The 24,795-nt window shown below is 71.9% G+C and carries 20 protein-coding genes, 2 tRNA genes and 1 pseudogene; 19 read left to right on the top strand and 4 right to left on the bottom strand.

Annotation, left to right across the window (positions count from 1 at the left end):
• Nucleotides 1-22: 22 nt before the first annotated feature.
• The 6 genes from ACFWE1_RS03485 to ACFWE1_RS03460 all read left to right on the top strand — a co-directional run bounded on the left by ACFWE1_RS03485 (nucleotide 23) and on the right by ACFWE1_RS03460 (nucleotide 6,828).
• Nucleotides 23-1,153, top strand: a complete 1,131-nt coding sequence (locus tag ACFWE1_RS03485) for an Rv2578c family radical SAM protein (RefSeq protein WP_376932142.1) — start codon at nucleotides 23-25, stop codon at nucleotides 1,151-1,153.
• A gap of 97 nt (nucleotides 1,154-1,250) precedes the next feature.
• Nucleotides 1,251-2,621, top strand: coding sequence for an ATP-binding protein (locus tag ACFWE1_RS03480; RefSeq protein WP_376932141.1), 1,371 nt, complete (start codon nucleotides 1,251-1,253; stop codon nucleotides 2,619-2,621).
• Nucleotides 2,618-3,787: a hypothetical protein gene (locus ACFWE1_RS03475; protein ID WP_376932140.1), complete on the top strand. Its 1,170-nt coding sequence runs from the start codon at nucleotides 2,618-2,620 to the stop codon at nucleotides 3,785-3,787. Before ACFWE1_RS03480 ends, ACFWE1_RS03475 begins: the two co-directional genes overlap by 4 nt.
• Before the next feature lie 55 nt (nucleotides 3,788-3,842).
• On the top strand, nucleotides 3,843-4,493 hold the full coding sequence (locus ACFWE1_RS03470) for a thymidine kinase (RefSeq protein WP_376932139.1): 651 nt from the start codon (nucleotides 3,843-3,845) through the stop codon (nucleotides 4,491-4,493).
• Nucleotides 4,494-4,571: 78 nt separating this feature from the next.
• Nucleotides 4,572-5,423 carry a universal stress protein gene (locus ACFWE1_RS03465; RefSeq protein ID WP_376932138.1) on the top strand — a complete coding sequence of 284 codons (852 nt, stop codon included), beginning with the start codon at nucleotides 4,572-4,574 and terminating at the stop codon, nucleotides 5,421-5,423.
• 82 nt (nucleotides 5,424-5,505) lie between these two features.
• A complete protein-coding gene (locus tag ACFWE1_RS03460) occupies nucleotides 5,506-6,828 on the top strand; it encodes a UDP-glucose dehydrogenase family protein (protein ID WP_376932137.1) in 1,323 nt (440 codons plus the stop codon).
• A 123-nt stretch (nucleotides 6,829-6,951) separates the two neighbouring features.
• Here ACFWE1_RS03460 and ACFWE1_RS03455 read toward each other — a convergent pair.
• A tRNA-Pro gene (locus ACFWE1_RS03455) sits at nucleotides 6,952-7,028 on the bottom strand.
• Between the two features lie 169 nt (nucleotides 7,029-7,197).
• On the opposite strand from ACFWE1_RS03455, the gene ACFWE1_RS03450 reads away from it, so the two are divergent.
• On the top strand, nucleotides 7,198-7,653 hold the full coding sequence (locus tag ACFWE1_RS03450) for a peptidoglycan-binding domain-containing protein (protein WP_376932136.1): 456 nt from the start codon (nucleotides 7,198-7,200) through the stop codon (nucleotides 7,651-7,653).
• Nucleotides 7,654-7,712: 59 nt separating this feature from the next.
• Here the strand turns inward: ACFWE1_RS03450 and ACFWE1_RS03445 are convergent, their stop codons facing one another.
• Together ACFWE1_RS03445 and ACFWE1_RS03440 are read right to left on the bottom strand one after the other, a co-directional pair.
• The gene (locus tag ACFWE1_RS03445) at nucleotides 7,713-8,693 is read right to left on the bottom strand and encodes a metallophosphoesterase (protein WP_376932135.1); all 981 of its coding nucleotides are present in this window, start codon (nucleotides 8,691-8,693) and stop codon (nucleotides 7,713-7,715) included.
• Nucleotides 8,690-11,323: a transglycosylase domain-containing protein gene (locus ACFWE1_RS03440; protein ID WP_376932134.1), complete on the bottom strand. Its 2,634-nt coding sequence runs from the start codon at nucleotides 11,321-11,323 to the stop codon at nucleotides 8,690-8,692. The genes ACFWE1_RS03445 and ACFWE1_RS03440 overlap by 4 nt, the downstream gene beginning before the upstream one ends.
• Before the next feature lie 157 nt (nucleotides 11,324-11,480).
• Between ACFWE1_RS03440 and ACFWE1_RS03435 the strand changes: the two genes are divergently transcribed.
• Nucleotides 11,481-11,708, top strand: a complete 228-nt coding sequence (locus ACFWE1_RS03435) for a hypothetical protein (protein ID WP_376932133.1) — start codon at nucleotides 11,481-11,483, stop codon at nucleotides 11,706-11,708.
• A 2-nt stretch (nucleotides 11,709-11,710) separates the two neighbouring features.
• Nucleotides 11,711-12,178, top strand: coding sequence for a RidA family protein (locus ACFWE1_RS03430; protein WP_376932132.1), 468 nt, complete (start codon nucleotides 11,711-11,713; stop codon nucleotides 12,176-12,178).
• A gap of 75 nt (nucleotides 12,179-12,253) precedes the next feature.
• Here the strand turns inward: ACFWE1_RS03430 and acs are convergent, their stop codons facing one another.
• Nucleotides 12,254-14,209 carry an acetate--CoA ligase gene (gene acs / locus ACFWE1_RS03425; RefSeq protein WP_376932131.1) on the bottom strand — a complete coding sequence of 652 codons (1,956 nt, stop codon included), beginning with the start codon at nucleotides 14,207-14,209 and terminating at the stop codon, nucleotides 12,254-12,256.
• 508 nt (nucleotides 14,210-14,717) lie between these two features.
• On the opposite strand from acs, the gene ACFWE1_RS03420 reads away from it, so the two are divergent.
• The 10 genes and pseudogenes from ACFWE1_RS03420 (at nucleotide 14,718) to ACFWE1_RS03375 (ending at nucleotide 24,714) form a co-directional block, all read left to right on the top strand.
• Nucleotides 14,718-15,782: a TadA family conjugal transfer-associated ATPase gene (locus ACFWE1_RS03420; RefSeq protein WP_376932130.1), complete on the top strand. Its 1,065-nt coding sequence runs from the start codon at nucleotides 14,718-14,720 to the stop codon at nucleotides 15,780-15,782.
• Nucleotides 15,779-16,798: a type II secretion system F family protein gene (locus tag ACFWE1_RS03415; RefSeq protein WP_376932129.1), complete on the top strand. Its 1,020-nt coding sequence runs from the start codon at nucleotides 15,779-15,781 to the stop codon at nucleotides 16,796-16,798. The genes ACFWE1_RS03420 and ACFWE1_RS03415 overlap by 4 nt, the downstream gene beginning before the upstream one ends.
• Nucleotides 16,799-16,902: 104 nt before the next feature.
• Nucleotides 16,903-17,127: a DUF4244 domain-containing protein gene (locus ACFWE1_RS03410; protein ID WP_376932128.1), complete on the top strand. Its 225-nt coding sequence runs from the start codon at nucleotides 16,903-16,905 to the stop codon at nucleotides 17,125-17,127.
• 22 nt (nucleotides 17,128-17,149) lie between these two features.
• Nucleotides 17,150-17,461, top strand: coding sequence for a TadE family type IV pilus minor pilin (locus tag ACFWE1_RS03405; protein ID WP_376932127.1), 312 nt, complete (start codon nucleotides 17,150-17,152; stop codon nucleotides 17,459-17,461).
• On the top strand, nucleotides 17,461-18,033 hold the full coding sequence (locus tag ACFWE1_RS03400; protein WP_376932126.1) for an Rv3654c family TadE-like protein: 573 nt from the start codon (nucleotides 17,461-17,463) through the stop codon (nucleotides 18,031-18,033). Before ACFWE1_RS03405 ends, ACFWE1_RS03400 begins: the two co-directional genes overlap by 1 nt.
• 186 nt (nucleotides 18,034-18,219) lie before the next feature.
• Nucleotides 18,220-21,015 (top strand): annotated as a pseudogene (topA, locus tag ACFWE1_RS03395) (type I DNA topoisomerase); the annotation flags it as partial.
• On the top strand, nucleotides 21,015-21,635 hold the full coding sequence (tmk, locus tag ACFWE1_RS03390; protein WP_376932125.1) for a dTMP kinase: 621 nt from the start codon (nucleotides 21,015-21,017) through the stop codon (nucleotides 21,633-21,635). The pseudogene topA and the gene tmk, both read left to right, overlap by 1 nt.
• 62 nt (nucleotides 21,636-21,697) lie before the next feature.
• Entirely contained in the window at nucleotides 21,698-22,909 is a 1,212-nt protein-coding gene (locus tag ACFWE1_RS03385) for a DNA polymerase III subunit delta' (RefSeq protein WP_376932124.1), read from the top strand.
• Nucleotides 22,906-24,471, top strand: coding sequence for an alpha/beta hydrolase (locus ACFWE1_RS03380; RefSeq protein ID WP_376932123.1), 1,566 nt, complete (start codon nucleotides 22,906-22,908; stop codon nucleotides 24,469-24,471). The genes ACFWE1_RS03385 and ACFWE1_RS03380 overlap by 4 nt, the downstream gene beginning before the upstream one ends.
• Nucleotides 24,472-24,638: 167 nt before the next feature.
• Nucleotides 24,639-24,714 (top strand) — tRNA-Thr (locus ACFWE1_RS03375).
• Nucleotides 24,715-24,795: the final 81 nt, after the last annotated feature.

Raw genomic sequence — 24,795 nt, 5'->3', positions numbered from 1 at the left:
GAAGGTATGTTCGAATATGAGCATGCGGTGGAGCGGGCAGGAACTCGAGGTCGAGCAGGGCTCGACGCTGCCGGGGCTCGCCAAACTGAGCAGCCTCGTGCGATCGGTGCAGACGCCCGAGTTCGCGGGGGTGACCTTCCACGAGGTGCTCGCGAAGTCCGCGCTGAACAAGGTGCCGGGGTCGTCGTCGATGCCGTTCGGGTGGACCATCAATCCCTACCGCGGCTGCTCGCACGCGTGCGTCTACTGCTTCGCGAGGCCGACGCACACCTACCTCGATCTCGACGCCGGCGACGACTTCGACCGGCAGATCGTCGTCAAGGTGAACGTCGCCGAGGTGCTGCGCAAAGAGCTGGCGCGGCCCTCCTGGCGGCACGAGCCGGTCGCCCTCGGCACGAACACCGATCCCTATCAACGGGCCGAGGGGCGCTACGAGCTCATGCCGGGCATCATCGAGGCGCTCGCCGACAGCGGCACCCCGATCAGCGTGCTGACGAAGGGCACGCTGCTGCGCCGCGATCTGCCGCTGCTCGCCCGCGCCGCCGAACGGGTCCCCGTCGACCTCGCGATGTCGATCGCCGTGTACGACCACGAGCTGCAGCAGGCCGTCGAGCCCGGCACACCCAGCACGAAGGCGAGGCTGGCCACGGTCACGGCGATCCGCGAGGCGGGCTTCGACTGCACCGTGTTCCTCATGCCGATCCTGCCCGACCTCACCGACACCCGGGCCCACCTCGACGAGGCGCTGCGGCAGATCAAGGCGGCCGGGGCCACCTCGGTACTGCACGGGGCGCTGCACCTCCGGCCCGGAGTCAAGCCCTGGTTCATGCAGTGGCTCGAGGCGCACCACCCCGAGCTCGTGCCGAAGTACCGTTCGATGTACTACGGCACGAACAGCTACGCGCCGAAGGCGTACCGGCAGTGGCTCACGGCGCGCATCAGGCCGATGATCCGCGCGCACGGATTGCGCTACGGCAGCGAAGACCCGGTCACCGGGGGCGTGCGCTCCTCCGCCTTGGCGGCGGCTCGTTCTGCGTCCGCCGCCGCCGGGCACGGCGTGCCCGGTCGCTTCGCCGGTCCGCAGTTCGCCGGAGCCTCGTCGGCGGGCGGCGCGGCGGCGCTTCCGACTCCGCTCGGCGACACGCTGTTCTGAGCCCCGGATGCGCGACATCGCGCCCGCGCCCTGCGGTACTCTCGCTGCAGCCCGTCGATTTTCCCTGCGCTCGGCGGTGCGTTCGGGAGGTGCGGCGATGACCCATGGCTTGCCCGCACCATTGACGCGCGCGGCCGAACATCGGGCGCTCATCAACGCAGGCCATGCCGCCGCCTTCGTCTGCCTGTCCGTGGGCATCGCCATCGGCATCCTCGCCGGGTTGTACCTGGGCGCGACGAACGGCTGGATCGGCGCGGGGCTCGTCGCCGCGCAGGCCGCCGCGCTCGCGGTGCACGCCGTGCGGCCGAACCTCTTCACCGCGCTCCTCGCGCTCGCAGTCGGCACGGCGAGCGTGTTCCTGCTCGTGCCGATCCTGAGCGGCTCGGGCGCCTTCGAGACGACGAACAACAGCATCTCGGCGCTCCCGAGGGTCGCCCTCGTGCTCATCGGCGGGGCGGCCAGCGGCACCTGGTGGGCGATCGGCTGGGCCGGTGCCGGCTGGCTCTTCGGCGAGCTCGCCACGGTCGTCGGTGCCGCGATGGTCGGCACGATGTGGGTCCCCAACCTCGCCGCCGCGTTCGCACTCGCCATCGTCGTCCTCGTCCGCGGCTTCGACGGGCTCAACCGGCGGTTCAACGGCCGCGCCCGGCCCGGTCCGGCCGCAGGCGGGGAGCCGACAGCCGCCGCCATGCGCCGGGACTTCGCGCTCCGCGCCTCCGTGCGGCTGAACGAGCTCGCGCTGCAGCACCTGACCAGGGTCGCCGAGGCCGGCTCCGGCACGATCGACGACCGTCTGCGCCAGGAGATCGACCGCGAGCTGAGCCTCGCGATCGGGCCCGACTGGGCGGCCTCGATCGCCGAGCGCGGCGGCGCACGGAGTGGCACCGCCGGAGCTCCGGCCAACGCGCCCGAAGCCGGCGCGGGGCCCGCCGAGGCGCTCGCGCCGAGTTCGCCGGCCCACCGGGCGGAGGCGGCCGTGCCATCGGCGGTGCCGCCGAGCGGTGGCCCGAGCGGGGCGCGCAACGAACCCCAGACGGGCGCAGCGGCCGACGGCGCACGGAGCACGGCACCCGGCGGATTCGCCCAGGTGCTGCCGACCGCGCACGAGGCCGCGAGCAACGGCGGCCTCGCGGTGCGGGTGAGCGGTGCGCTGGCGCAGCTCGCCCAGCTCGCACCCTCCCGGCTCGACGCGCTCGACTCCGCCGTCGCCCAATGCCTCGTGAACGTCGTGCGGCACGCCGGCGTGTCCTCGGCCGAGGTCATGATCGGCGGAGGGGCCGACGAGCTCACCGTCGCCGTCATCGACACCGGCGTCGGGTTCGACGAGTCGCGCGTCCCCGCCGACCGCATCGGCCTGCGCACCTCGATCCGAGCCCGGGTCGAGCACGAGGGCGGCACGGTGCGGCTCTGGTCGAAACCCGGCGTCGGCACCACCATCGTGCTCACCATGCCGAGGACGGAGCGATGAGCGGCAGATTCAGCCTCACCCAACAGGAGGCCGATCCGATCGGCGGCAGCACGGCGGCCCCGCTCGTCGCGATCGGCGCCGGCACCGCCGTCGCCATCTCCGTCGTGTCGACCTTCGCCCATCGCGCCGAGATCGTCTCGCCATTCGCGGCGGTCCTCGGCATCCTGCTCCTCGTCGCGGCCGCGATCGCGCTCGTGACCGGCATCCTCCCGTCGCGGGGCAGCTTCGCGAGCGAACGCGTCTGGCTCGTCGTGACGATCGCGACGGCCGCCGCGGTCGCCGAGTACGTCAGCACCATGGGCAACGACGCCGTGCTCTACGACGACTACGGGCCGATCACCATCGGCGTGCTCCTGCTCTGCATGGCCCCCTATGCGAGCTGGGCGGCGCTGCTCATCGCCGCCGGGCTCTCCTCGGGCGTGCTCGCGATCCTCGTCGCCGGCAACGCCGCGGCCGCGAGCGTCTCGCAGCCCGTCGCCTCCCTGGTGCTCGTCGGCTCGGTCGCCATCGTCGCGCTCGCGGCGGCGGGCGCCTCGTACTCCTACTCGATCGTCGGCTCGATCCTGCGCTGGCAGCGCGAGGTCAACCGGGAGGCGCTGGAGCAGGAGGTCGCCGAGGAGCCGGGGGATGCCGCCCCGTTCCCGGGGCCGACCATCGGCGGCTCGCCGCGCGTCGCCCTCGTGGCCCGCGAGGTGCTGCCCTTCCTCGCCTCGGTGGTCGCCGCCGAGCGCCTCTCAGTCGCCGACGTCGATCGCGCCCGAGAGCTCGCCGAAGGGGTGCAGGCCGCGATGAAGGCCGGCATCGAGGCGACCTGGCTCGACGATCTCGCCGACGCGCTGCGCTCCGGCGGCGCCGGACCGGGCATCGAGATGCTCGTCGACGACCCGAGCGGCGCCGCGGCCCGGCTCTCGAGCGATCAGCGCACCGCACTCACCGCGATCATCTCCTGGCTCGGCGGCAGCACCCGCTCGTCCGAGGTGCGCGTCGCCGTCGTCGAGGGGGCCGGCTCCGGACGCATCGAGGTCACCGCGATCCCCGCGCAGGGTCCGCCGCGACACCGCGATCTCGAGCGGATCGTGGCCATCGCCCGCGCCGTCGGCTTCCGCACCGAGTCGACGATCTCGCGGGAGCGTACGATCGTCGAGTTGAACTACCCCGTCGGCTGAGCGCCGAACCCCGAGTCGCCGGCGATGCCGGCCCGTCCCTCCTGGAGGCAGCCCCGTGGCCAAGCTCTATTTCCGCTACGGCGCCATGAATTCGGGCAAGTCGACGGCGCTGCTGCAGGCCGCCTTCAACTACGAGGAGCGAGGCCATCGGGTGCTGCTCGCGAAGCCCGCGGTGGACACGAAGGGGGATCGCGAGATCATCTCCCGGCTCGGGGTGACCCGCGAGGTCGACTTCACGATCTCGCCCACCGAAGCGGTGCGCGAGGTCTTCGAGCAGCACCGGGTGCGCAGCGGCAAGGTCGATCGGGCGGGCCGCGACGTCAGTTGCCTGCTCATCGACGAGGCGCAGTTCCTCACCTCCGAGCAGGTCGATGACCTGCTCCGCATCGCGCTCCTCGACGGCATCCCGGTGCTCGCCTACGGCATCCGCACCGACTTCCAGACCGTCGCGTTCCCCGGCAGCCGCCGCCTCCTCGAGGTGTCGCACAGCCTCGAGGAGCTGAAGACGATCTGCCGCTGCGGCCGCAAGGCCATCTTCAACGGGCGGCGGATCGGCGGTCGCTACGTCTTCGACGGCGACCAGGTGGCGATCGACACCTCGGCGGGCCCCGTCGGCGGCGGAGTCCAGGTCGAGGTCGAGTACGAATCGCTGTGCGGGGTCTGCTACCTGCAGGAGTCCGGGGGCGTGCTGAACGGCCGCCACTGACGCAGCGGCCGCGCACGGGACCGTGACGTGAGGGCCGATCCGCGGCAGGATGGAAGCACGCCGAGATCGGAGGCCCCAATGAACGACATCATCGTGGGTGTGAGCGCCGCCGGAGCCGCCACGGACGCCGCGGTCGCCTGGGCGGCCGAACGCGCCAGGGCCACCGGGGCCGCGCTGCGGCTCGTCCACGTCGTCGACGACGCCATCCCCGCCACGGGTGACGCGGAGCTGCTGCTGGCCGCGCAGACGGCCGCACAGGGATGCCTCGACAGCGCCGCCGCGACCGTGGAGCGCGTGACGCCGGGCCTCGCCGCCACTCAGCTGCTCGAACAGGGTTCGCCCGTCGAGGTCTTCTCCAGGCTCTCGAAGGAGGCCGCCCTGCTCGTGGTCGGCAGCGACTGGCACGGCGGCAAGCGCGCGAGCCGGCGCGGCGTGCACAGCCTGCGCATCGCCGCCGGCAGCCACAGCCCGGTCGCCGTGATCCCCGACATCGACGTCTCCGCCCGTCGGGGCGTCGTGGTCGGCGTCGACGGCTCCGAGGCATCCGCCCGCGCCCTGGCGTTCGCGGCCGAGGAGGCGACCCGCACCGGCGAGCCGCTCATCGCCGTCCACTCGTGGGACGTCGCCGTCATGGTCGGCGGCGAGTACGGCTACGGGGTCGCGATGATCGCGAGCGACGACCTGCAGGCCTCGGCCGCCGAACTGCTCGACGAGGCGCTCGCCTCCACCGAGGCGGCGCACCCCGAGCTCGAGATCCGTCGCGAGGTCGTCGCCGGGGACCCGGTGCAGGCGCTCGCCGACGCGGCCGACGACGCGCGCCTGCTCGTCGTCGGCAGCCAGGGGCGCGGGGCGATCGCCCGATTCCTGCTCGGCTCGGTGAGCCACGGAGTGCTCGCGCACCTCGAGGCCCCGACGGTGGTCGTCCGCTGAGCACGGTTCGCCATCCCGTGTTCACCCCCGGTGGCGCGGGCCGCCCGGGAGCGACTGCGAGAATGGTCGCGGGAGGACTCAGATGAACGTCTCCGTGATCGGCTGCGGCTACCTCGGCGCCGTGCACGCCGCCGCGATGGCCGAGCTCGGCCACACCGTCGTCGGGATCGACATCGACGCGCGCAAGATCGCCGAGCTCGCGGCCGGACGCCCGCCCTTCTTCGAGCCCCGTCTGGGCGAACTGCTCAGCTCCGCGATCGCGAGCGGCCGGCTGCGCTTCAGCACCGACCCCGCTGACGCGGCCGGTGCGGAGGTGCACTTCCTCGCGGTCGGCACCCCCCAGCAGGCGCGCTCGGACGCCGCCGACCTCAGCTACGTGGACGCCGCGTTCGACGCCCTGCTGCCGCACCTCGCCCCCGGCGCGATCGTCGTCGGCAAGAGCACGGTGCCGGTCGGCACCGCGGCCGGCCTCGCCGCACGGCTCGCGCAGCGGGCGCCGCACGCGAGCCTCGCCTGGAACCCGGAGTTCCTCCGCGAGGGCTTCGCGGTGCAGGACACGCTCGAGCCCGACCGGCTCGTCTACGGCGTCTCCGGCGGTGAGCACGACGAGCTCGGGCGGGCGCAGGCCGCCGTACTCGATCAGGTGTACCGCGCCGCGGTCGAGGCCGGCACCCCGCGCATCGTGACCGACTACGCCACGGCGGAGCTCGTGAAGGTGTCCGCGAACGCGTTCCTCGCCACGAAGATCAGCTTCATCAACGCGATGAGCGAAATCGCCGAGGTTACCGGGGCGGACGTCACGGCGCTCGCCGACGCCATCGGGCACGACGCGCGCATCGGCCGCCGCTTCCTGAACGCCGGCGTCGGCTTCGGTGGCGGGTGCCTGCCCAAGGACATCCGCGGCTTCGTCGCGCGCGCCGAGGAGCTCGGTCGGGGCGAGGCGCTCGCCTTCCTGCGGGAGGTCGACGCCGTGAACCTGCGGCAGCGGCAGCGCGTCGTCGACCTCGCGGTCGAAGCGCTCGGCGGACAGGTGCATGAGCGGCGCATCGCCATTCTCGGGGTGACGTTCAAGCCCGACTCCGACGACGTGCGGGACTCGCCGGCGCTCGACGTCGCGGTCGCCCTGAAGGGCCTCGGCGCCGAGGTCGTAGCGACCGATCCGGAAGGCATCGCCAACGCGAGGATGCGGCATCCGCAGCTCGACTACACGAGCTCGACGGCCGAGGCACTGCGCGGTGCGGATCTCGTGGTGCTCGTCACTGAATGGCGCGAGTTCCGCGCCCTCGATCCGGTGGCGGCGGCCGAGCTCGTCGCCGGGCGGTCGATCATCGACGGCCGCAACGTGCTCGACGCGGCGCGCTGGCGCGAGGCGGGCTGGACGTACCGGGGGATCGGGCGCCCCTAGCGCGGCAGTTCCGGAGCAGCGCGGCAGCCGGAGCACTGCGGCAGCCGAAGCAGCGCGGCAGCCGGAGCACTGCGGCAGCCGGAGAAACGAAGAACCCCCTCCTCGCGGAGGGGGTTCTTGCATTGGTCGGGGTGACAGGATTTGAACCTGCGACCTCTTCGTCCCGAACGAAGCGCGCTACCAAGCTGCGCCACACCCCGGTGGCCGAGCGTTCCCGCTGAGCCTCAACAAGGATAGCCGATATTTCGAGGGCCGCTGACCACTCGTGGCGGGAGGGAAATACACATCCTTTGGCACATTGTGCGGCGATGCACATCCCTGGAAGCTGGGCCTCGTGGTCGTCGATGTCGACGACCGGAGACGAGGGGGATGATGAAGCGAAAGGTGATTGGCGGCATTGCGGCCATGGGCCTGGGGGTGGCGCTGGCCGTCGGTGGGGTGACGGCACCCGCGAGTGCGCTGACGTGGACGCAGTACTGTCGCGACCACGTGCGAGACGGAGTTCCGTACGACACCTACCTTAGCCAGACCGCCCAGTGTCGGATCCAAGCCGGGCCGGCCGCAGGGGGTGGGCCGGAGTACAAGTACAACGGCGCCGTCGACGGAGTGATGGGGACAAACAGCTGGAAGGGCCTCCAGGCGTATCTGAAGCGGTTCTGGCAGTACGGCGGACCGGTCGACGGTGCGCCGGGAACGAACACCTATAAGGCGATGCAGCGCTGGGCGGCTACGCAGGGGTACGCGGGTCCGATCGATGGCGTGATGGGTGCCAACAGTTGGAAGTATTTCAACCAGGCCGTACGGGTAGGGTTCTTCCAGAACTGACTCCTACTCGTGCCGCGCGGGCCGATCCGAAGCGTCGGATCGGCCCGCGTTTCGCTGCGCTACGCGACCGGCGTGAGCGTCAGCAGGGTCGCCTCCGGCGGGCACGCGAAGCGCACCGGAGCGTAGATCGAGGTGCCGAGGCCGGCCGAGACGTTGAGATACGCCGAGCGCAGCCCGTGACGCCAGACGCTCAGCCCCTTCACCTGGGCGCGGGGGATGTCGCAGTTCGTGACGAGCGCGCCGACGCCGGGAACGCAGACCTGCCCGCCGTGGGTGTGGCCGGCCAGGATGAGCTGCGCGCCGTGGTTCACGAAGGAGTTCAGCACCCGCTGGTACGGCGCATGCGACACCCCGATCGTCACGGTGGGGCGCGCGGCCGCGTCCGCGTCGACGTCGGGCCAGCTCTCGTCGCCGAGCGGATCGTCGGCGCGGAGTTCGTCGATCGCGGCGGTGATGACGTCGAGCCGGTCGTAGCCGCGGTGCGGGTCGTCGACGCCGAAGAACTCGAGCCGGGTGCCGTTGATCTCGAGCGCGGCAGCCGCGTTGTCGAGGTCGATCCAGCCGAGTTCCGCGAAGTAGGCGTGTAGCGCGCTGATGTCGAGCCGTTCGGCCCGCCGGCGGTGCCGGCTCGGACCGCCGAAGTAGGCGAAGGGGTTCTTGGCCTGCGGGCCGAAGTAGTCGTTCGAGCCGTTCACGAAGACGCCGGGAACCCCGGCGAAGGGGGCGAAGGCCGCGCGGATGCCGGTGAGCCCGTCGCGGTGGCCGAGGTTGTCGCCGGTGTCGACGATGAGGTCGGGCTGCAGTCGGGCGAGCTCGCGCACCCAGGCCTGTTTGTCGCGCTGCCACGGGGCCATGTGCAGATCGCTCAGGTGCAGTACCTTGATCGGCGCGGCACCGGCCGGCAGCACGGGCACCGAGGCGGTGCGCAGCGTGTAGTTCCGGCGCTCGACGAGCGCACCGTAGGCGAAGACGGCGGCGCCCGCCGCGCCGACCGCCAGAGCGATCCGCGCGGCGGGCGCCGGCCCGCGTGCTCCGGTCAACCGTCGCCTCCGCCTTCGCCGTTGCCGTTGTTGCCGTCCTTGGCCTTGCCGATCACGATGGTGACCTTGGTGCCCGGCTTCGCCTTCTCGCCGCCACCCGGCGACTGCGAGAGCACGAGGCCCACCTGGCTCGGGTCGGTCGCGTCCTGCTCCTTGCGGTCGACCCGGTACCCGGCGGCGGTGAGCGCCGCCTCGGCCTGATCGGCCTGGGCGCCCACCACGTTCGGCACCGCCGTGACATTGCCGCGGCTGATCTTCAGCGAGATCGCCGAGCCGCGCGGGGCCGAGCCGCTGAGGCTCTGCGAACCGATCGTGCCCTTGGGCTGGTCGGAGTCGACCTCGCCGTCCATCGTCCAGGCGAAGCCGGCGTCCTCGAGCGCCTTCTGTGCCGCGTCGGGGGCGAGGCCCAGCACGTTCGGCACGTTCGCGGTCGGGGTGACCAGGTACTCGTCCTTCGGGTCGGGGAACTCGTCGCCGCCGTACTTGGAATTCGCGACGTCCATGATGCGCGGCCAGATGTAGTGTCTGATCCCCGCCGCCTGGGTGCCGTCGATGTACGTCTCACGCAGGTTCGTGTGGCCGGTGACGTTGTAGACGCCGACCACCGTGGCGACCTTCGACGAGGCGCCGCTCATCCACGTCGCCTCGGCGTCGTCGGTGGTACCGGTCTTGCCGATCATCGGCGTGCCCGAGGTGTCCATCCGGTACAACGACGTCGAGCCGGTGCCGCCGGTCATCACTCGCTGGAGCGCGTACGTCATGCCCGCCGCGACGTCTTCAGTCACGGCCTGGGTGCACGTGGACTTCGGCACCTCGACCGCCTCGCCCTTGCCGTCGGTGATGCGGTCGATCGCGATGGGCGTGCAGGACTTGCCCTTGCCGGCGACCGCGGCGAAGGCCGTGGCCATCGAGATGGGGGCGATCTCCTCGGTGCCGAGCACGGCCGAGGGACCGAAGGTGATCTGGTCGCCGTTCTCGTTCAGTCCTTCGCCGAGCGGCTTGCCGTCGGCGCGGCCAGCGCTCATGAGGGCGGTCGCGGTGTTCTTGATGCCGCAGAGATCGAGCTGCTTGGCCATCGCGACGAAGCCGGTGTTCTTTGACTGTTGGGTGTTGTAGAGCGCGCTCCAATTGCCGCCTGGCTCACCCTCGTCGTTGCGCGGGTTCCAGTCGCCGGCGTTGATGTCGCCACCGCAGGTGTTCTTGAAGGTGCCCCAATCGGAGCGGCGGCGCGCGTCGACCGTCTCGTTCACCGAGTGCCCCTCGATGAGCCACTCGCCGAGCGTGAAGATCTTGAAGGTCGATCCGGGCTGGAAGCCGTGCGAGCTGCCGTAGTCGATCGTCGCGTTGTAGTTCACCGCGTCGTACTGGTCGCCCGTGACGTCGGGGTCGACGTTGTACGTGGTGTTCTGGGCCATCGCGAGGATACGGCCGGTGCCGACCTCGACGGAGACCGCCGAGCTGCCGATGTTCGCCTCGGGGATGCTGCCTGGCACGTACTCGTGGATCGCCGAGTTCGCGGCGTTCTGCAGGTCCATGTCGATGGTCGTGTAGATGTCGAGGCCGCCGCGGGCGAGCAGGCGCGCGCCCTCGTTGACGTCATCGGTGGCGGGGTCGTCGAACTTGTTCTTGATCTCCCACGTCACGTAGTCGCAGAAGTAGGCGTAGCTCGGCGAGGCCTGGCAGCCGTGCGAGGGCGGCGTGATCTTCGGGGCGACGGGCTCAGCGACGGCGGCGTCGTGCTCCTCCTGCGTGATCTTCTTCTCCTCGAGCATCTTGCCGAGGATGTAGTCGCGCCGCTCCTTGTTCTCGAGGTACGGCACGACGTTGCCCTGCTTGTCGACGCTGTTCGCGCCGTTCGTCTCGCTGTCGGGCATGTCAAGGCGGAACTTCTCAGGCCAGTTGACGATCGCGATGAGGCTCGCGGCCTGGGCGAGGGAGAGGTCACGGGCGTTGCTGCCGAAGTAGTACTGCGCGGCCGCCTGCACTCCGTAGACCTGCCCGCCGAAGCCGGCGATGTTCAGGTAGCCGCTGAGGATCTCGTCCTTGGTGTACTTCTTCTCGACCGAGATCGCGTAGCGCATCTCCTTGAGCTTGCGGTCGACGGTGGTCTTGGTGTGCTCCTCCCACGCCGCCTGCCGCTCTTCCTCGGTCTTCGCCTTGGACATGTCGTTGTTCACGAGCACGTTCTTGACGTACTGCTGCGTGATCGACGAACCGCCCTGCGTGTTGCCGCCGAGGGTGCTCAACGCACCGCGCACGGTGCCGACGACGTCGACGCCGCCGTGCTCGTAGAACCGCGGGTCCTCGCCGGCGACGGCCGCGTCCTTGAGGTACTGCGACATGTAGTCGAACGCGACCTCTTCACGGTTGTCGTCGTAGAAGTACGCCATGGCCGACGGCGTGCCGTCTGGCTTCAGGGCGTAGATGGTGGACTTCTGGGCGAGCGGGTCGATCTCGAGGTACCCGGGCAGGTTCTCGAACATCGTGATGCTGTTATTGGCGGCCATGCCGGTCACGGCGAGCGCCGGCGTCACGGCGGCCGTGACGAGCACACCGGCGAGCGCGCTCATGCCGATGAAGCCGAGCAGGCCCCCGGCGGCGCCGCTCGCCGTACGATTTTTGGCAGACATATAGTGGAGCCTAACGGAGAAGGCTGGCAAAACCCCGCTACGCGGGTGTGCCGGAATTCCGCGGCTGACACGCCGGATTCGGCACGATCGGATGCCGGAATGCCGGCCCGGAGCGCCTTCTCACCCATCACCCCCGCAGATCGAGCTCTGGAGCGCTATGACGACCTGGGAGTACATCACCACCCCGCTGCTGATCCACAACACGGCCGCGATCCTGAACAACTGGGGATCGGAGGGCTGGGAGCTCGTGCAGATCGTGCAGGGCCCCGAGGGCGGGCTCGTCGCCTACCTGAAGCGCCCGGTCGGCGGGGAGGCCTCGGCCGCCGCGAGCGCCGGAGCCGCGGCCGCCGCCCAGGCCGCCAAGCAGTTCGAGGGAGAGGCCTGAACATGTCCTACGAAGCACGTCTGACCGAGCTCGGCATCGAGCTGCCCGAGGTCGCACCGCCCGTCGCCGCCTACGTCCCCGCGGTCGTCACCGGCTCCTACGTCTACACGAGCGGGCAGCTGCCGTTCGTCTCGGGCGCGCTGCCTGCGACCGGCAAGGTCGGCGACGGGCACGGCCTGGTGCCGGCCGACGACGCGAAGGCCTACGCCCGCACTGCGGTGCTCAACGCGCTGGCCGCCGTGCGCGCCGAGATCGGCTCGCTCGATCGGATCTCCCGCATCGTGAAGCTCGTGGGCTTCGTCTCCTCGGACCCCGCGTTCTCCGGCCAGCCCGGCGTCATCAACGGCGCCTCGGAGCTGCTCGGCGAGATCTTCGGCGAGGCGGGCCGGCACGCGCGCTCGGCCGTCGGCGTCGCCGTGCTGCCGCTCGACGCGCCGGTCGAGCTGGAGCTCGTGGTCGAGTTCGCCTGAGTCGCACCGGACAGACGGATGCCCCGGCGGGAAGCTTCCCGCCGGGCCATCCGTCGTTCCGAGCCGAGCCGAGGCCTAGCGCACCTGCTCGGTGATCGCCGTCATCACCGAGGTGTCGGCGAGCGTGGTGGTGTCGCCGACCTGGCGGCCCTCGGCGAGGTCGCGGAGCAGTCGGCGCATGATCTTGCCCGAGCGGGTCTTCGGCAACTCGTTGACGATGAAGACCTGGCGCGGCCGCGCGATCGCGCCGATCTGGGTCGCGACGTGGCGGCGCAGTTCTTCCGAGGCCTCGGCCACGTCGGTCACCCGGTCGGCCTGGCTGGCCTTCAGGATGACGAACGCCACCACGGCCTGCCCGGTCGTCTCGTCGGCGGCACCGACGACGGCGGCCTCGGCCGTCCACGGGTGGGCGACGAGCGAGGACTCGATCTCGGCCGTCGAGAGCCGGTGCCCGGAGACGTTCATGACGTCGTCGACGCGGCCGAGCAGCCAGATGTCGCCGTCCTCGTCGCGGCGGGCGCCGTCGCCGGCGAAGTACTTGTCGCCGAACTTCTCCCAGTAGGTCTCCTTGAACCGCTCGGGGTCGCCCCAGATGCCGCGGAGCATCGACGGCCACGGCTCGGTGATGACGAGCAGGCCGCCGTCCTCGCCGCCGACCGGCTTGCCGTCGTCGTCGAGGATGTCGACGGAGATGCCGGGCACCGGCACCTGCGCGCTGCCGGGCTTCAGATCGGTCACGCCGGGGAGCGCGGAGATCATGATGGCGCCGGTCTCGGTCTGCCACCAGGTGTCGACCACGGGGATCGAGCCGCCGCCGATGACGTGGCGGTACCAGATCCACGCCTCGGGGTTGATCGGCTCGCCGACCGAGCCGAGCACCCGCAGCGAGCGCAGGTTGAACTCGTGCGGGATCTGCCGGCCGAGCTTCATGAAGGAGCGGATGGCGGTGGGCGCCGTGTACAGGATCGAGACCCGGTACTTCTCGACGATCTCCCACCAGCGGCCCGGGTGCGGGCTGTCCGGCGTGCCCTCGTAGAGCACCTGGGTGGCGCCGTTCGCGAGGGGGCCGTAGACGACGTAGGAGTGGCCGGTGATCCAGCCGACGTCGGCGGTGCACCAGTAGACGTCGGTCTCGGGGTGCAGGTCGAAGACGTTCTTGTGAGTGAACGCCGCCTGGGTGAGGTAGCCGCCCGAGGTGTGCAGGATGCCCTTCGGCTTGCCGGTGGTGCCCGAGGTGTAGAGGATGAACAGCGGGTTCTCGGCGTCGAAGGCCTCCGCGGTGTGCTCGGCCGAGGCCGCCGCGACCGTGTCGTGCCACCACTGGTCGCGGCCCTCGGTCCAGCCGACCTCGTTGCCGCCGCGCTGCACGACGAGCACGTTCTGCACAGTGCCGCCGGTGGCGCGGTCGAGCGCGTCGTCGACGACGGGCTTCAGCGGGAACACCTTGCCCTTGCGGTAGCCGCCGTCGGCCGTGATGACGAGCTTCGCCTCGGCGTCGTCGATGCGGGAGGCGAGGCTGTCGGCGCTGAAGCCGCCGAAGACGACGGAGTGGATGGCGCCGAGGCGGGCCACGGCGAGCATCGCCACGACCGCCTCGGGGATCATCGGCAGGTAGATGGCGACGCGATCGCCCTGGCCGACGCCGAGGCCTGCGAGCACGTTCGCCGCACGCTTGACCTCGTCGGTCAGCTGCGCGTAGGTGATGCTGCGGCTGTCGCCCGGTTCGCCCTCCCAGTGGATGGCGATGCGGTCGCCGTAGCCGGCGTCGACGTGCCGGTCGAGGCAGTTGGCGGCGACGTTGAGCCGGCCGTCGCCGAACCAGCGCGCGAAGGGCGGGTTCGTCCAGTCGAGCACCTCGGTGAAGGGCGTCTCCCACTGGATGAGCTCACGGGCCTGCTCGGCCCAGAAGCCCAGGCGGTCCTCGGCGGCGCGGCGGTACAGGCTCTCGTCGGCGACGGCCTGGGCGGCGAACTCGGGGCTCGGGCGGAAACGCCGGATCTCCTCGAGCGCGTGATCGATCTGTGCGGTCATGGTTCTCGGTCGCTCCTTCGCGATGTGCATGGATCGGATGGGTTCGCCTGCCCCACCCAGCACCCTACCGCCAGCCTGGAAGCCCGTCGTACACTGTGTCGGTCGGCGTCATGCGGCCGGCCGATCTCGGGTCATCTACAACTGTCTGAGGGTTCGCGCAGAGAATTCTGTCTGTCCGCACAAATGAGGACAAAAAGTACTTGCGCATGAATCGAGAAGCCCTACACTGGGTACCGCCCGAACACTCGTTTCGAGGCCTGCAGCGTGCCGCATTCCCCCCAATCGGTACGCTGCCGAGGCGGCACCTGTTCCCCCCAATGGGTGCCGCCCCCTTCTTTTAAGCGGTGCGGGCGCCGAAGCCGTGCCAGTGCCGTTGAGCGGTGCTGTCGAGCGGTGCCATCGGCTCCGGGGCGGCGGTCCTCCTCCACAACGGCGTGGAGGAGGAGCGCTCTCCCCGGCCCCGGTCGAGCCGTCCCGCGGACGCGCCAGGCTCCGTACGCTCGCCGGCATGACCGTTCCGTTCGTCGCCACCCCCTCGTGGCTGCCCGAGGCCGCTGCCGAGGCCGCGGAGGCCGTGGCGCCGGGGGAGCGCCCGGATCCTCCGCATCCGAGCGAACCCCACGAGCTCCCGCCGTCCCTCCCACGGGTGCTCGAGCTCGACCTCCTCGGCGAGCTCGCGCCCTTCGCGGGCGTTTCCGACGTCACCGACCTCTTCGTCAACAGCGAGCGGGGGCTCTGGATCGACCGCGGCGCGGGCGCCGTCCACGAACCGGCGTGGGCCGCCGCCGAGGCCGAGGTGCGTGCACTCGCGGTGCGCCTCGTCGCCCGCGGCGGGCGGCACCTCGACGAGGCGAGTCCGGCGGTCGACGTCCGGCTGGGCTCCGGGATCCGGGTCCACGCGGTCCTTCCGCCGATCTCGACGGCGGGCACGCTGCTCTCGGTGCGCATCCCCCGTGCGGCCGGGCACTCGCTCGGCGGGCTCGCCCGACTCGGCATGCTCGACGACGCCCAGCTGGCCCGAGTGCGGCGCGCCGTCGCCGAGCGCGAGAACCTGCTCATCACCGGCGCGGGCGGCACCGGCAAGACGACGCTCCTGGCCGCGATGCTCGGCTCCGCCCCGCCGCACGAGCGCATCGTCGTCATCGAAGACGTGGGCGAGGCGGTCATCGAGCACCCGCACGTCGTCTCGCTCGAAGCGCGACAGCCGAACCTCGAGGGCGCCGGGCGCATCGGGCTCGATGCGCTGGTGCGCGAGGCGCTCCGCATGCGCCCGGATCGGCTCGTGGTCGGCGAATGCCGCGGCGCCGAGTTGCGGGAGCTCCTCTCGGCGCTGAACACCGGCCACGACGGGGGCGCCGGCACGATGCACGCGAACTCGCTCGCCGACGTGCCGGCCCGCCTCGAGGCGCTCGGCGCGTCGGCGGGGCTCTCCGCGGACGCCGTCGCCCGGCAGGCGGTGAGTGCGTTCGACCTCGTGCTGCACCTCGAGCGACGCGCCGGGGTGCGCAGGCTCGCCGCGATCGGCCGCCTCGTCCTCGACCACGATCGGCTCAGTGTGGCGGCGGCCGCATGACCGCCCGGTGGTGGACCACCTGCGCGAGGCGCCGATTCGCGGTCATCCGCCGGCCGAACGGTGCCGCCGAGGAATCGGCGATCGAACGAGCGGCGGCCGTCGCCGAGCAGCTGGCGACCCTGCTCTCCGCAGGAGTCGGTGTCGGAGCGGCCTGGTCGCACCTCGTGCCCGATGCCGGCTCCGCTGCGGGCCGCGCGACGAGCGCAGTCGGCTCCGCCCGCGCCGGCGGTCCGGAGCCGGACCCCGTCGTGGTGGCCGCAGCCGCCGCCCGCGAAGGGCTGCCGGTGCACGAGGCACTGCGGCGGAGCGGCTCGAGCGGGCCCTGGGGCACGCTCGCGGCGGCCTGGGAGATCGCCGCCGCGTGCGGCGCGCCGCTCGCCGGCAGCCTGCGGGAGCTCGCCGCGGCGCTGCGCGACGAGGCCCAGCTGCGGCGCGAGGTGCGCACCGCGCTCGCCGGGCCGAACGCGAGCGCGCGCCTTGTGGCCTGGCTCCCCGTCGTCGCGATCGGCTTCGGCGTGCTGCTCGGGTTCGATACCGCTCGGGTCCTGCTCGGCTCCCCGCTCGGCCTCGGTTGCCTGTTCGCCGGGCTCGCCCTGCTCTGGGCCGGGCGGCGGTGGAACCGGGCGCTCGCCGCGCGGGCCGCTCACGGCGCCGCGGATGCCGGACTCGAGTACGACTTGCTGGCGATCGCGCTGACGGGCGGGGTCTCCCTCGATCGGGCGCGAACGCTCGTCGAAGGGGCGCTGCCGGATCACGACGGCGGCCGTGACGGCCGCGAGATCGATCGCATCATCGGACTCGCGGCCGCCGCGGGCGCGCCGGTCGCCGAGCTGCTGCGGGCCGAGGCGTTCCGGGTCCGTCGCGCGACGCGGGCGCGAGGCGTGGCCCGGGCCGCGGCCCTCGGGGTGCGGCTGATGATCCCGCTCGGCGTCTGCGTGCTCCCCGCCTTCGTCCTGCTGGGCGTCGCACCGCTCGTCATCTCGGTCGTCTCCGGCACCTTCGCAGGCGCCGGATGACCGTCCCGCTCGTGCCACCGCCGGCCGCCGCTGCGGCCAGACAAGAAGAGAGGTAGCTCATGAATCATCGAACGCGTCCCCACGGGAGCTCAGCCGAGGCGGGGGTGCTGAGGGCCGACGGTGCCGCAGGGGGCGGCCCGGCACGACGGCATCGTCTGCGGGGCGTCCGGCGCCGGCTCGCCGGCGAGCGGGGCGCCGCGACCGCGGAGTACGCGGTCGCCACCATGGCCGCGGTCGGCTTCGCCGGGCTCCTCGTCGTCATCCTGCGCGGAGACGAGGTGCGCGGCATCCTCACCGAACTCGTGCGGAATGCGCTCAGCGTCGGCTGAGACGCGGCGCGAGCGCGGCAGCGTGACCGCGGAGCTCGCGGTCGCGCTGCCCGCGGTCGCGGCGGTGCTCGCACTCTGCCTCGGCGCCGTGCTGCTCGCCGCGCAGCAGGTGCGCCTGAGCGACGGCGCCGCCGACGCGGCCCGGGCGCTCGGACGCGGCGAGTCCGCCTCGTCCGCCGCGGCGATCGCCGCGCGGGTGTCCGGGGGAGCCGTGTCGCTCGGCTCCACGGACGACGGCACCTTCGTGTGCGCGACGCTGCGCGCTCCCGCCGCCGGGCTCCTCGCCGCCATCGAGCTGCGGGCGTCCTCCTGCGCGCTCGCGGGAGGGCGCTGATGTCCGGCTCCGTGCTCGCGGTCGGCGTCGTCGGCGCGTGCGCCGCGAGCGCGCTCGTCGTGCTGCCGCTGCTCGGCGTGCACGTCGAGCATCAGCGCGCCGCGCACGCGGCGGACGCCGCAGCGCTCGCCGCGGCCGATGCCGTGAGCGGTGCGGTCCCCGGCGTGCCGTGCGAGCTGGCCGCCGAACTCGCTCGCCGCAACGGGGCGAGTCTCACCGCGTGCGAAGCCGATGGGGCGATCGCGACCGTCGCCGTCGAGATCGGGCTGCCGCTCGGCTCGGTGGGGGCGCGGGCGAAAGCCGGGCCGCCCCCGGCGGGCACTTCGACGTCGCGCGCGGACGCCTCAGTCGAAGACGGTCTCGATGAAGCGGTAGTCGACCGCGGTCGGACGGGCGTCGCCCGGCCCGTCGAATTCGAGGCCGGCGCCGCGCGCGTAGACATAGCGCTTGCCGGCATCCGCGTTCAACTCGATACGGGGGCGAGGGTCGCCGCTGTCGAGGAAGGCGGTCGCGACGGTCTTGCCTTCGAGTGGCCCGTCGATCAGCTTGGCGGTGTACGAGCCGGAGGATGACGTGTCCATGCGGTCATTCTCCTCCGCCCGTGTCGAACCGCAAGGGGTGGATACGCCACCGTGGCGGAGGTGCGCTCCCGGCCAGGGTGTGTATCGTGTGGCTGTCGGCGCTCGGCGCCGGCGGACAGCACACCGCTCGGGGGCGCGGCGTTCCGCTGCACTCTCGTCTCGAAGCAATAGAGGAGTCTGGTGTCAGGCAAGAAGTTGGTGATCGTCGAGTCGCCGACCAAGATGAAGTCCATCGCCGCGTATCTCGGCGACGGATACGAGGTGCTGTCGTCCGTCGGGCACATCCGCGACCTGGTCGAGCCGAAGAACCTCCCGCCGGAGCTGAAGAAAGGCCCGCTCGGCAAGTTCTCCGTCGACGTCGACAACGGCTTCGAGCCGTACTACGTCGTGTCCGACGCGAAGAAGAAGACCGTCGCCGAACTCAAGCGCGCGCTGAAGGGGGCGGACGAGCTCCTGCTCGCCACCGATGAAGACCGCGAGGGCGAGGCGATCGCCTGGCACCTGCTGCAGGAGCTGAAGCCGAAGGTGCCCGTGCGCCGCATGGTCTTCCACGAGATCACGAAGGACGCGATCCTCGCGGCGAAGGACAACACCCGCGAGCTCGACACCTCGCTCGTCGACGCGCAGGAGACGCGGCGCATCCTCGACCGGCTCTACGGCTACGAGGTTTCGCCCGTGCTCTGGCGCAAGGTGGGCCCCGGCCTCTCCGCGGGCCGCGTGCAGTCGGCGGCGACCCGCCTCGTGGTCGACCGCGAGCGGGAGCGCCTCGCGTTCGTCGCCGCGGGGTACTGGGACCTCGTCGGCACCTTCGCGACCGACGCCCCGAACAGCGCCTTCGCGGCGAAGCTCGTCCGTGTGGGCGGCAAGCGCATCGCCACCGGTCGCGACTTCGACGACGACGGCAAGCTGACGTCCTCCGCGGTGGTGCTGGACGAGCCCACCGCGACGGCACTCGCGGCGGCCCTCCGCGACGACACCGTCGCCCGCCGCGTCGCCAAGGTCGAGTCGAAGCCGTACTCTCGCCGTCCGGCCGCGCCGTTCACGACCTCCACCCTGCAGCAGGAGGCGGCCCGCAAGCTCCGCCTCTCCGCGAAGGACACCATGCGCGTGGCGCAGTCGCTCTACGAGAACGGCTACATCACCTATATGCGTACCGACTCGAACTCGCTGTCGCAGCAGGCGATCGCGGCCGCCCGGGCGCAGGCGACGAAGCTCTACGGCGCGGACTCGCTGCCCGACAAGCCCCGGGTCTACGCCGGCAAGTCGAAGAACGCCCAGGAGGCGCACGAGGCGATCCGCCCGTCCGGCGAGGTCTTCCGCACGCCCTCCTCGCTGCAGGGCTCGCTGCGCGGGCGCGAGTTCGACCTCTACGACCTCATCTGGAAGCGCACCGTCGCCTCGCAGATGGCCGACGCCAAGGGGCACACGGCGACCGTCACGATCGAGGTCGGGCCGACCGCGGCATCCGCTGCCGCGCCGGCCGAGCCGACCGCCCCGGTCGGCGGGACCACCGCGGAATTCACCGCGAGCGGCACCGTGATCACCTTCCGCGGCTTCCTCGCCGCCTATGAAGAGGGACGCGACGAAGAGCGCAACGCCGACGACTCCGGCGACGCCAAGCTCCCGCAGCTGACCGAGGGACAGTCGGTCGAACTCGCCGAACTCGAGGCCAAGGGCCATGAGACGAGCCCGCCGCCGCGCTACACGGAGGCGAGCCTCACGAAGCGCCTCGAGGAGCTCGGTATCGGCCGTCCCTCGACCTTCGTGTCGATCATCTCGACCATCCTCGACCGCGGCTACGTGACCCAGCGGGGCCAGGCGCTCGTGCCGAGCTGGACCGCCTTCTCCGTCGTGCGGCTGCTCGAAGAGCACTTCGGCGACCTCGTCGAGTACGACTTCACCGCCGAGATGGAGGACGACCTCGACCGCATCGCCGCGGGCGAGGCCGACCGCGTCGACTGGCTGAACGAGTTCTACTTCGGCAGCGAGCGGCACCGCGGGCTCCGCCAGGTCGTCGACAACCTCGGCGAGATCGACGCCCGCGAGATCAACTCGATGGCGATCGCGCCCGACGTGACGCTGCGCATCGGCAAGTACGGGCCCTACCTCGAGGTCGTCGAGGAGGGCGCGGCGCCCGACGCGACCCCGCGCCGCGTGAATCTGCCGCCCGAGCTCGCGCCCGACGAGCTCACGATCGAGAAGGCCCGCGAGCTCATCGATGCACCGGTGCAGAGCGACCGGGTGCTCGGGCAGAACCCCGCCAACGGCAAGCAGATCGTCGTGAAGGACGGCCGATTCGGCCCGTACGTCACCGAGCTCGAGCCGGAGCCCCAGGCCGCGGAGGCGACCGTCGACCAGGCCACGGGCGAAGTCGTCGAGGCGAAGCCGAAGCGCGGCGCGAAGAAGGCGGCGGCCGCCAAGCCGCGCACCGCCTCCCTGTTCAAGTCGATGGATCCCGCCGAGGTCGACCTCGACACGGCGATCCGGCTGCTCGAGCTGCCCCGCGTCGTCGGCCTCGACCCCGAGTCGGGCGAGGAGATCACGGCGCAGAACGGCCGCTACGGGCCCTACCTGAAGAAGGGCGCCGAGACGCGCACGCTGCCGAGCGAGGACGCGATCTTCGACCTCGACCTGCCCGGCGCGCTCGAGCTGCTCGCCCAGCCAAAGTACGGCGCCCGGCGGGCGTCGAGCGCCCTGAAGGAGTTCGACGCCGATCCCGTGAGCGGCAAGCCGATCAAGGTGAAGGACGGCCGCTTCGGCCCGTACGTCACCGACGGCGAGACGAACGCGACGATCCCGCGCGCCGAGTCGGTCGAGGACATCACCTTCGAGCGCGCGGTCGAGCTGCTGCAGCTGAAGCGCGAGAAGGGCCCCGCCAAGCCCAAGGCGAAGCGCACGACGACCGCGAAGAAGGCGGCGCCGAAGAAGCCCGCGGCGGCCAAGAAGACCGGCACCTCGAAGAAGAGCCAGGCGTGACCCGGGGCCTGTTCATCACCCTCGAGGGCGGCGACGGTGCAGGCAAGACCACGCAGGCCGAGCTCCTCCGGGAGTGGCTCGGCGGCCTCGGCCGCGAGGTGGTCCGCACTCGCGAGCCCGGCGGCACCGAGGTCGGCGTCGAGGTCCGCGAGATCGTGCTGCACCACCGCGGCGACATCAGCCCGCGCGCGGAGGCGCTGCTGTACGCGGCCGACCGGGCCCACCACGTCGCGACCCTCGTGCGACCGGCGCTCGAGCGCGGCGCGGTGGTGCTGCAGGACCGATACATCGACTCCTCGGTCGCGTACCAGGGCGCCGGCCGCGTGCTCGACAGCCGCGAGGTCCGCGCCCTCTCGGAGTGGGCCACCGAGGACCTTGCCCCCGACCTCACCGTGCTGCTCGATCTCGACCCCGAGGCCGCCCGCGGTCGCCTCGACGCCTCGCGCACCCGCTACGACCGGCTCGAGGCCGAGGCATCCGAGTTCCACCGACGCGTGCGGGAGGCGTACCTCCAGATCGCGGCGGCCGAGCCGGAGCGGGTCGTCGTCGTCGACGCCGCGCAGCCCGCCGAGCAGATCGCCGCCGAACTGCGCGCCCGGATCGAGCCGCTGCTCTAGATGGCTCGGGCGGGGGAGCGGATGCCTCGAGCCGCGTCGGCGGCGCAAGGTAGCGTGACAGGGTGAGCGTGTGGAGCGAACTGACGGGGCAGGACGCCGCCATCGCCGTGTTCCGCGCGGCCGCCTCGGCGTCGACCGTCCGCGCCGGCGCTCCGGCTGACGGCGACGACGCGTCCGCCGCGCCGGACGCGCGCAGCATGACGCATTCCTGGCTCATCACCGGCCCGCCGGGCTCCGGTCGCTCGAACCTCGCCTACGCCTTCGCGACGGCGCTCATCGCGGGCGACGCCGACGGCGACGAACCGACCCGCATCCAGGTCGAGGCGCGCAGCCACCCCGATCTGCACGTGCTCACGACCGAGGGCGTCATCATCAAGGTCGCCGACGTCCGCGACATCGTGAAGCGCTCGCACTACGCCCCGTCCGTCGGCCGGCACCGGGTGATCGTCGTCGAGGACGCCGACCGCATGACCGAGCAGACCTCCAACGTGCTCCTGAAGGAGCTCGAGGAGCCGCCGGAGCGCACCGTGTGGATCCTCTGCGCCCCGAGCGAGGCCGACCTCATCCCGACGATCCGCTCGCGCGTGCGGTCCGTGCGCCTGCAGGTGCCGAGCATCGCCGACGTCGCCGAGCTGCTCGTGCGCCGCGACGGCGTCGAGCCGGGCCTCGCGGAGCGCGCCGCCCGCGAGGCGCAGAGCCACATCGGCATGGCGCACCGGCTCGCCACCAGCGAGGAGGCGCGCAACCGTCGCGCGGAGACGCTCCGCCTCGCCCTCGGCGTCCGCTCGGCCGCGACCGCGGTGATGACCGCCGCGCGGCTCCTCGAGATCGCCGGCGACGACGCGAAGGCCATCACCGAGCTGCGCGACCAGGAGGAGCGCGAGCACGCGCTGCGCTCACTCGGCCTGGCGCCCGGGCAAGCCATCCCGCCCGCGCTGCGCTCGCAGATCAAGGCGCTCGAGGACGAGCAGAAGCGGCGGGCGACGCGGAGCCTGCGCGACGGCATCGACCGCATCCTCGTCGACCTCGCCTCGCTCTACCGCGACGTGCTGCTGCTGCAGCTCGACGCCCGAGTGCCGCTCGTGAACCGCGAGATCGAGGCCGAGCTCGGTGCGGCCGCTGCGGCCGCCACTCCGGCGCGCACACTGGCGACGCTCGACGCCATCCAGCTCGCCCGCACCCGCATCGAGGGCAACGTCGCACCGGCGCTCGCGCTCGAGGCGATGCTCGTGAGCGCCATCAGACGACCAGGGACCGAACGGGGGGCCGCATGATCCGCACCGGCACGACAGGGGGCGCTCGCGCTCGCAGACGCATCGGGGCCGTCGGCCTCGTGGCCGCGGTGGCGCTGCTCTTGAGCGGCTGCTTCCCCGACCTCGGCGGGCTGTTCCCGAAGCCAGCGGCCACCTCGACGCCGACGGGCGAGCGGGTCTCGGCCGAGCTGCAGCCGTTCTATTCGCAGATCCTCGAGTGGAAGGGCTGCGGCGAGAAGCTCGAGTGCTCGACCGCGAAGGCGCCGCTCGACTGGGACGACCCGGCGGCGGGCGAGATCGAGCTCGCCCTCGTGCGGCACCGTGCCACGGGCGAGCGCATCGGCTCCCTGCTCGTGAACCCCGGCGGACCCGGCGCGTCCGGCGTCGACCTCGTCTCCGACTCGCTCGACTTCGCCGTCGGCCAGCCGCTGCAGGAGCGCTTCGACATCGTCGGCTTCGACCCCCGCGGCGTCGGCCAGTCGAGCTCGGTCGTCTGCTACGACGCCGCAGGCATGGACGAGGCGCTGTTCTCCATCCCGCCGGGCGAGCGCGGCAGCGCCGAGTGGATCGCGGCCTCCTCGAAGAACTTCGAGGACTTCGGCGCCGCCTGCGCCCAGAACACGGGCGAGCTGCTGGGCTACGTCGACACGGTGAGCGCGGCGCGCGACCTCGATCTGCTGCGGGCGATCCTCGGCGACACGAAGCTGAACTACCTCGGCTACTCCTACGGCACCTTCCTCGGCGCGACGTTCGCCGGGCTCTACCCCGACAAGGTCGGCCGACTCGTGCTCGACGGCGCGATCGACCCCGCGGCCAGCGAGTTCGAGGTCTCGAAGGCGCAGGCGATCGGTTTCGAGCAGGCGCTGCGCGCCTACATGGCCGACTGCCAGAGCTCCGCCGACTGCCCGTTCTCGGGCGACGTCGACGCCGGCATGGCCGAGGTCGGCGCGCTCGCGGCGTCGCTCGACGCCAGCCCGCTGCGCGGCAGCGACGGGCGGATGGTCGGGGCCGACACCTACCTCACGGCGATCATCGCGGCGCTGTACAGCCCCGACTCGTGGACGTACCTCTCGCAGATGTTCGACTCCGTCATGCTCGGGGACGCCGACATGGCGCTCACACTCGCCGACTTCTACTACGGCCGCAACCCCGACGGCACCTACAGCGACAACTCGACCGAGGCGTTCCGGGCGATCAACTGCCTCGACTACCCGCTCCGCGACGGCGAGGGCGACCTCGAGGCCGAAGCGGCCGAGATCACCGTGGCGGCGCCGGTGATCGGTCCGTACTGGGGCTACGACACGGGCGGCGGCTGCGACTTGTGGCCGGTGCAGGGTGATGCGACGCGCGCCGAGATCCACGCCGAAGGGGCCGACCCGATCCTCGTCATCGGCACGACCGGCGACCCGGCCACCCCGTACGAGTGGGCCGTCTCGCTCGCCGAGCAGCTCGACTCCGGTGTGCTCGTGAGCTACGAGGGCGAGGGGCACACGGCGTACAACAAGTCGAACGCCTGCGTGAACGACGCCGTCGAGCAGTACTTCATCGACGGCACGGTGCCGGCGAGCGACCCCAAGTGCTGACCGGGCGAACCCGGCGGCATTGAGGTCTCGGCGCTGACGTCTCGGTGCTGGTGCCGCGGGTGCGCCCGCGGCGCCGCCGCGGGGTTCGTGCCGTGGTCATCGGGAGCGCTCGGCATCCGCTACTATTGACTCTCGTGCCACCGCAGCGCTCGCGCCGCGGCCGTCACGCCGCCTTAGCTCAGTCGGCAGAGCGATTCACTCGTAATGAATAGGTCGTGGGTTCGATTCCCACAGGCGGCTCCAGCTCGCAAACGGCCCTCCCACGACGTGGGAGGGCCGTTTCGTCTCCGCGGAGCTCTGCCGCACCCGAGGGGCCACGACGAA

It is taken from the genome of Agromyces sp. NPDC060279 (genome assembly GCF_042726785.1).
Lineage (GTDB): Bacteria > Actinomycetota > Actinomycetes > Actinomycetales > Microbacteriaceae > Agromyces.
Note: the sequence above shows the minus strand (reverse complement) of the source record. Positions and strands in the feature narration are given on the sequence as shown.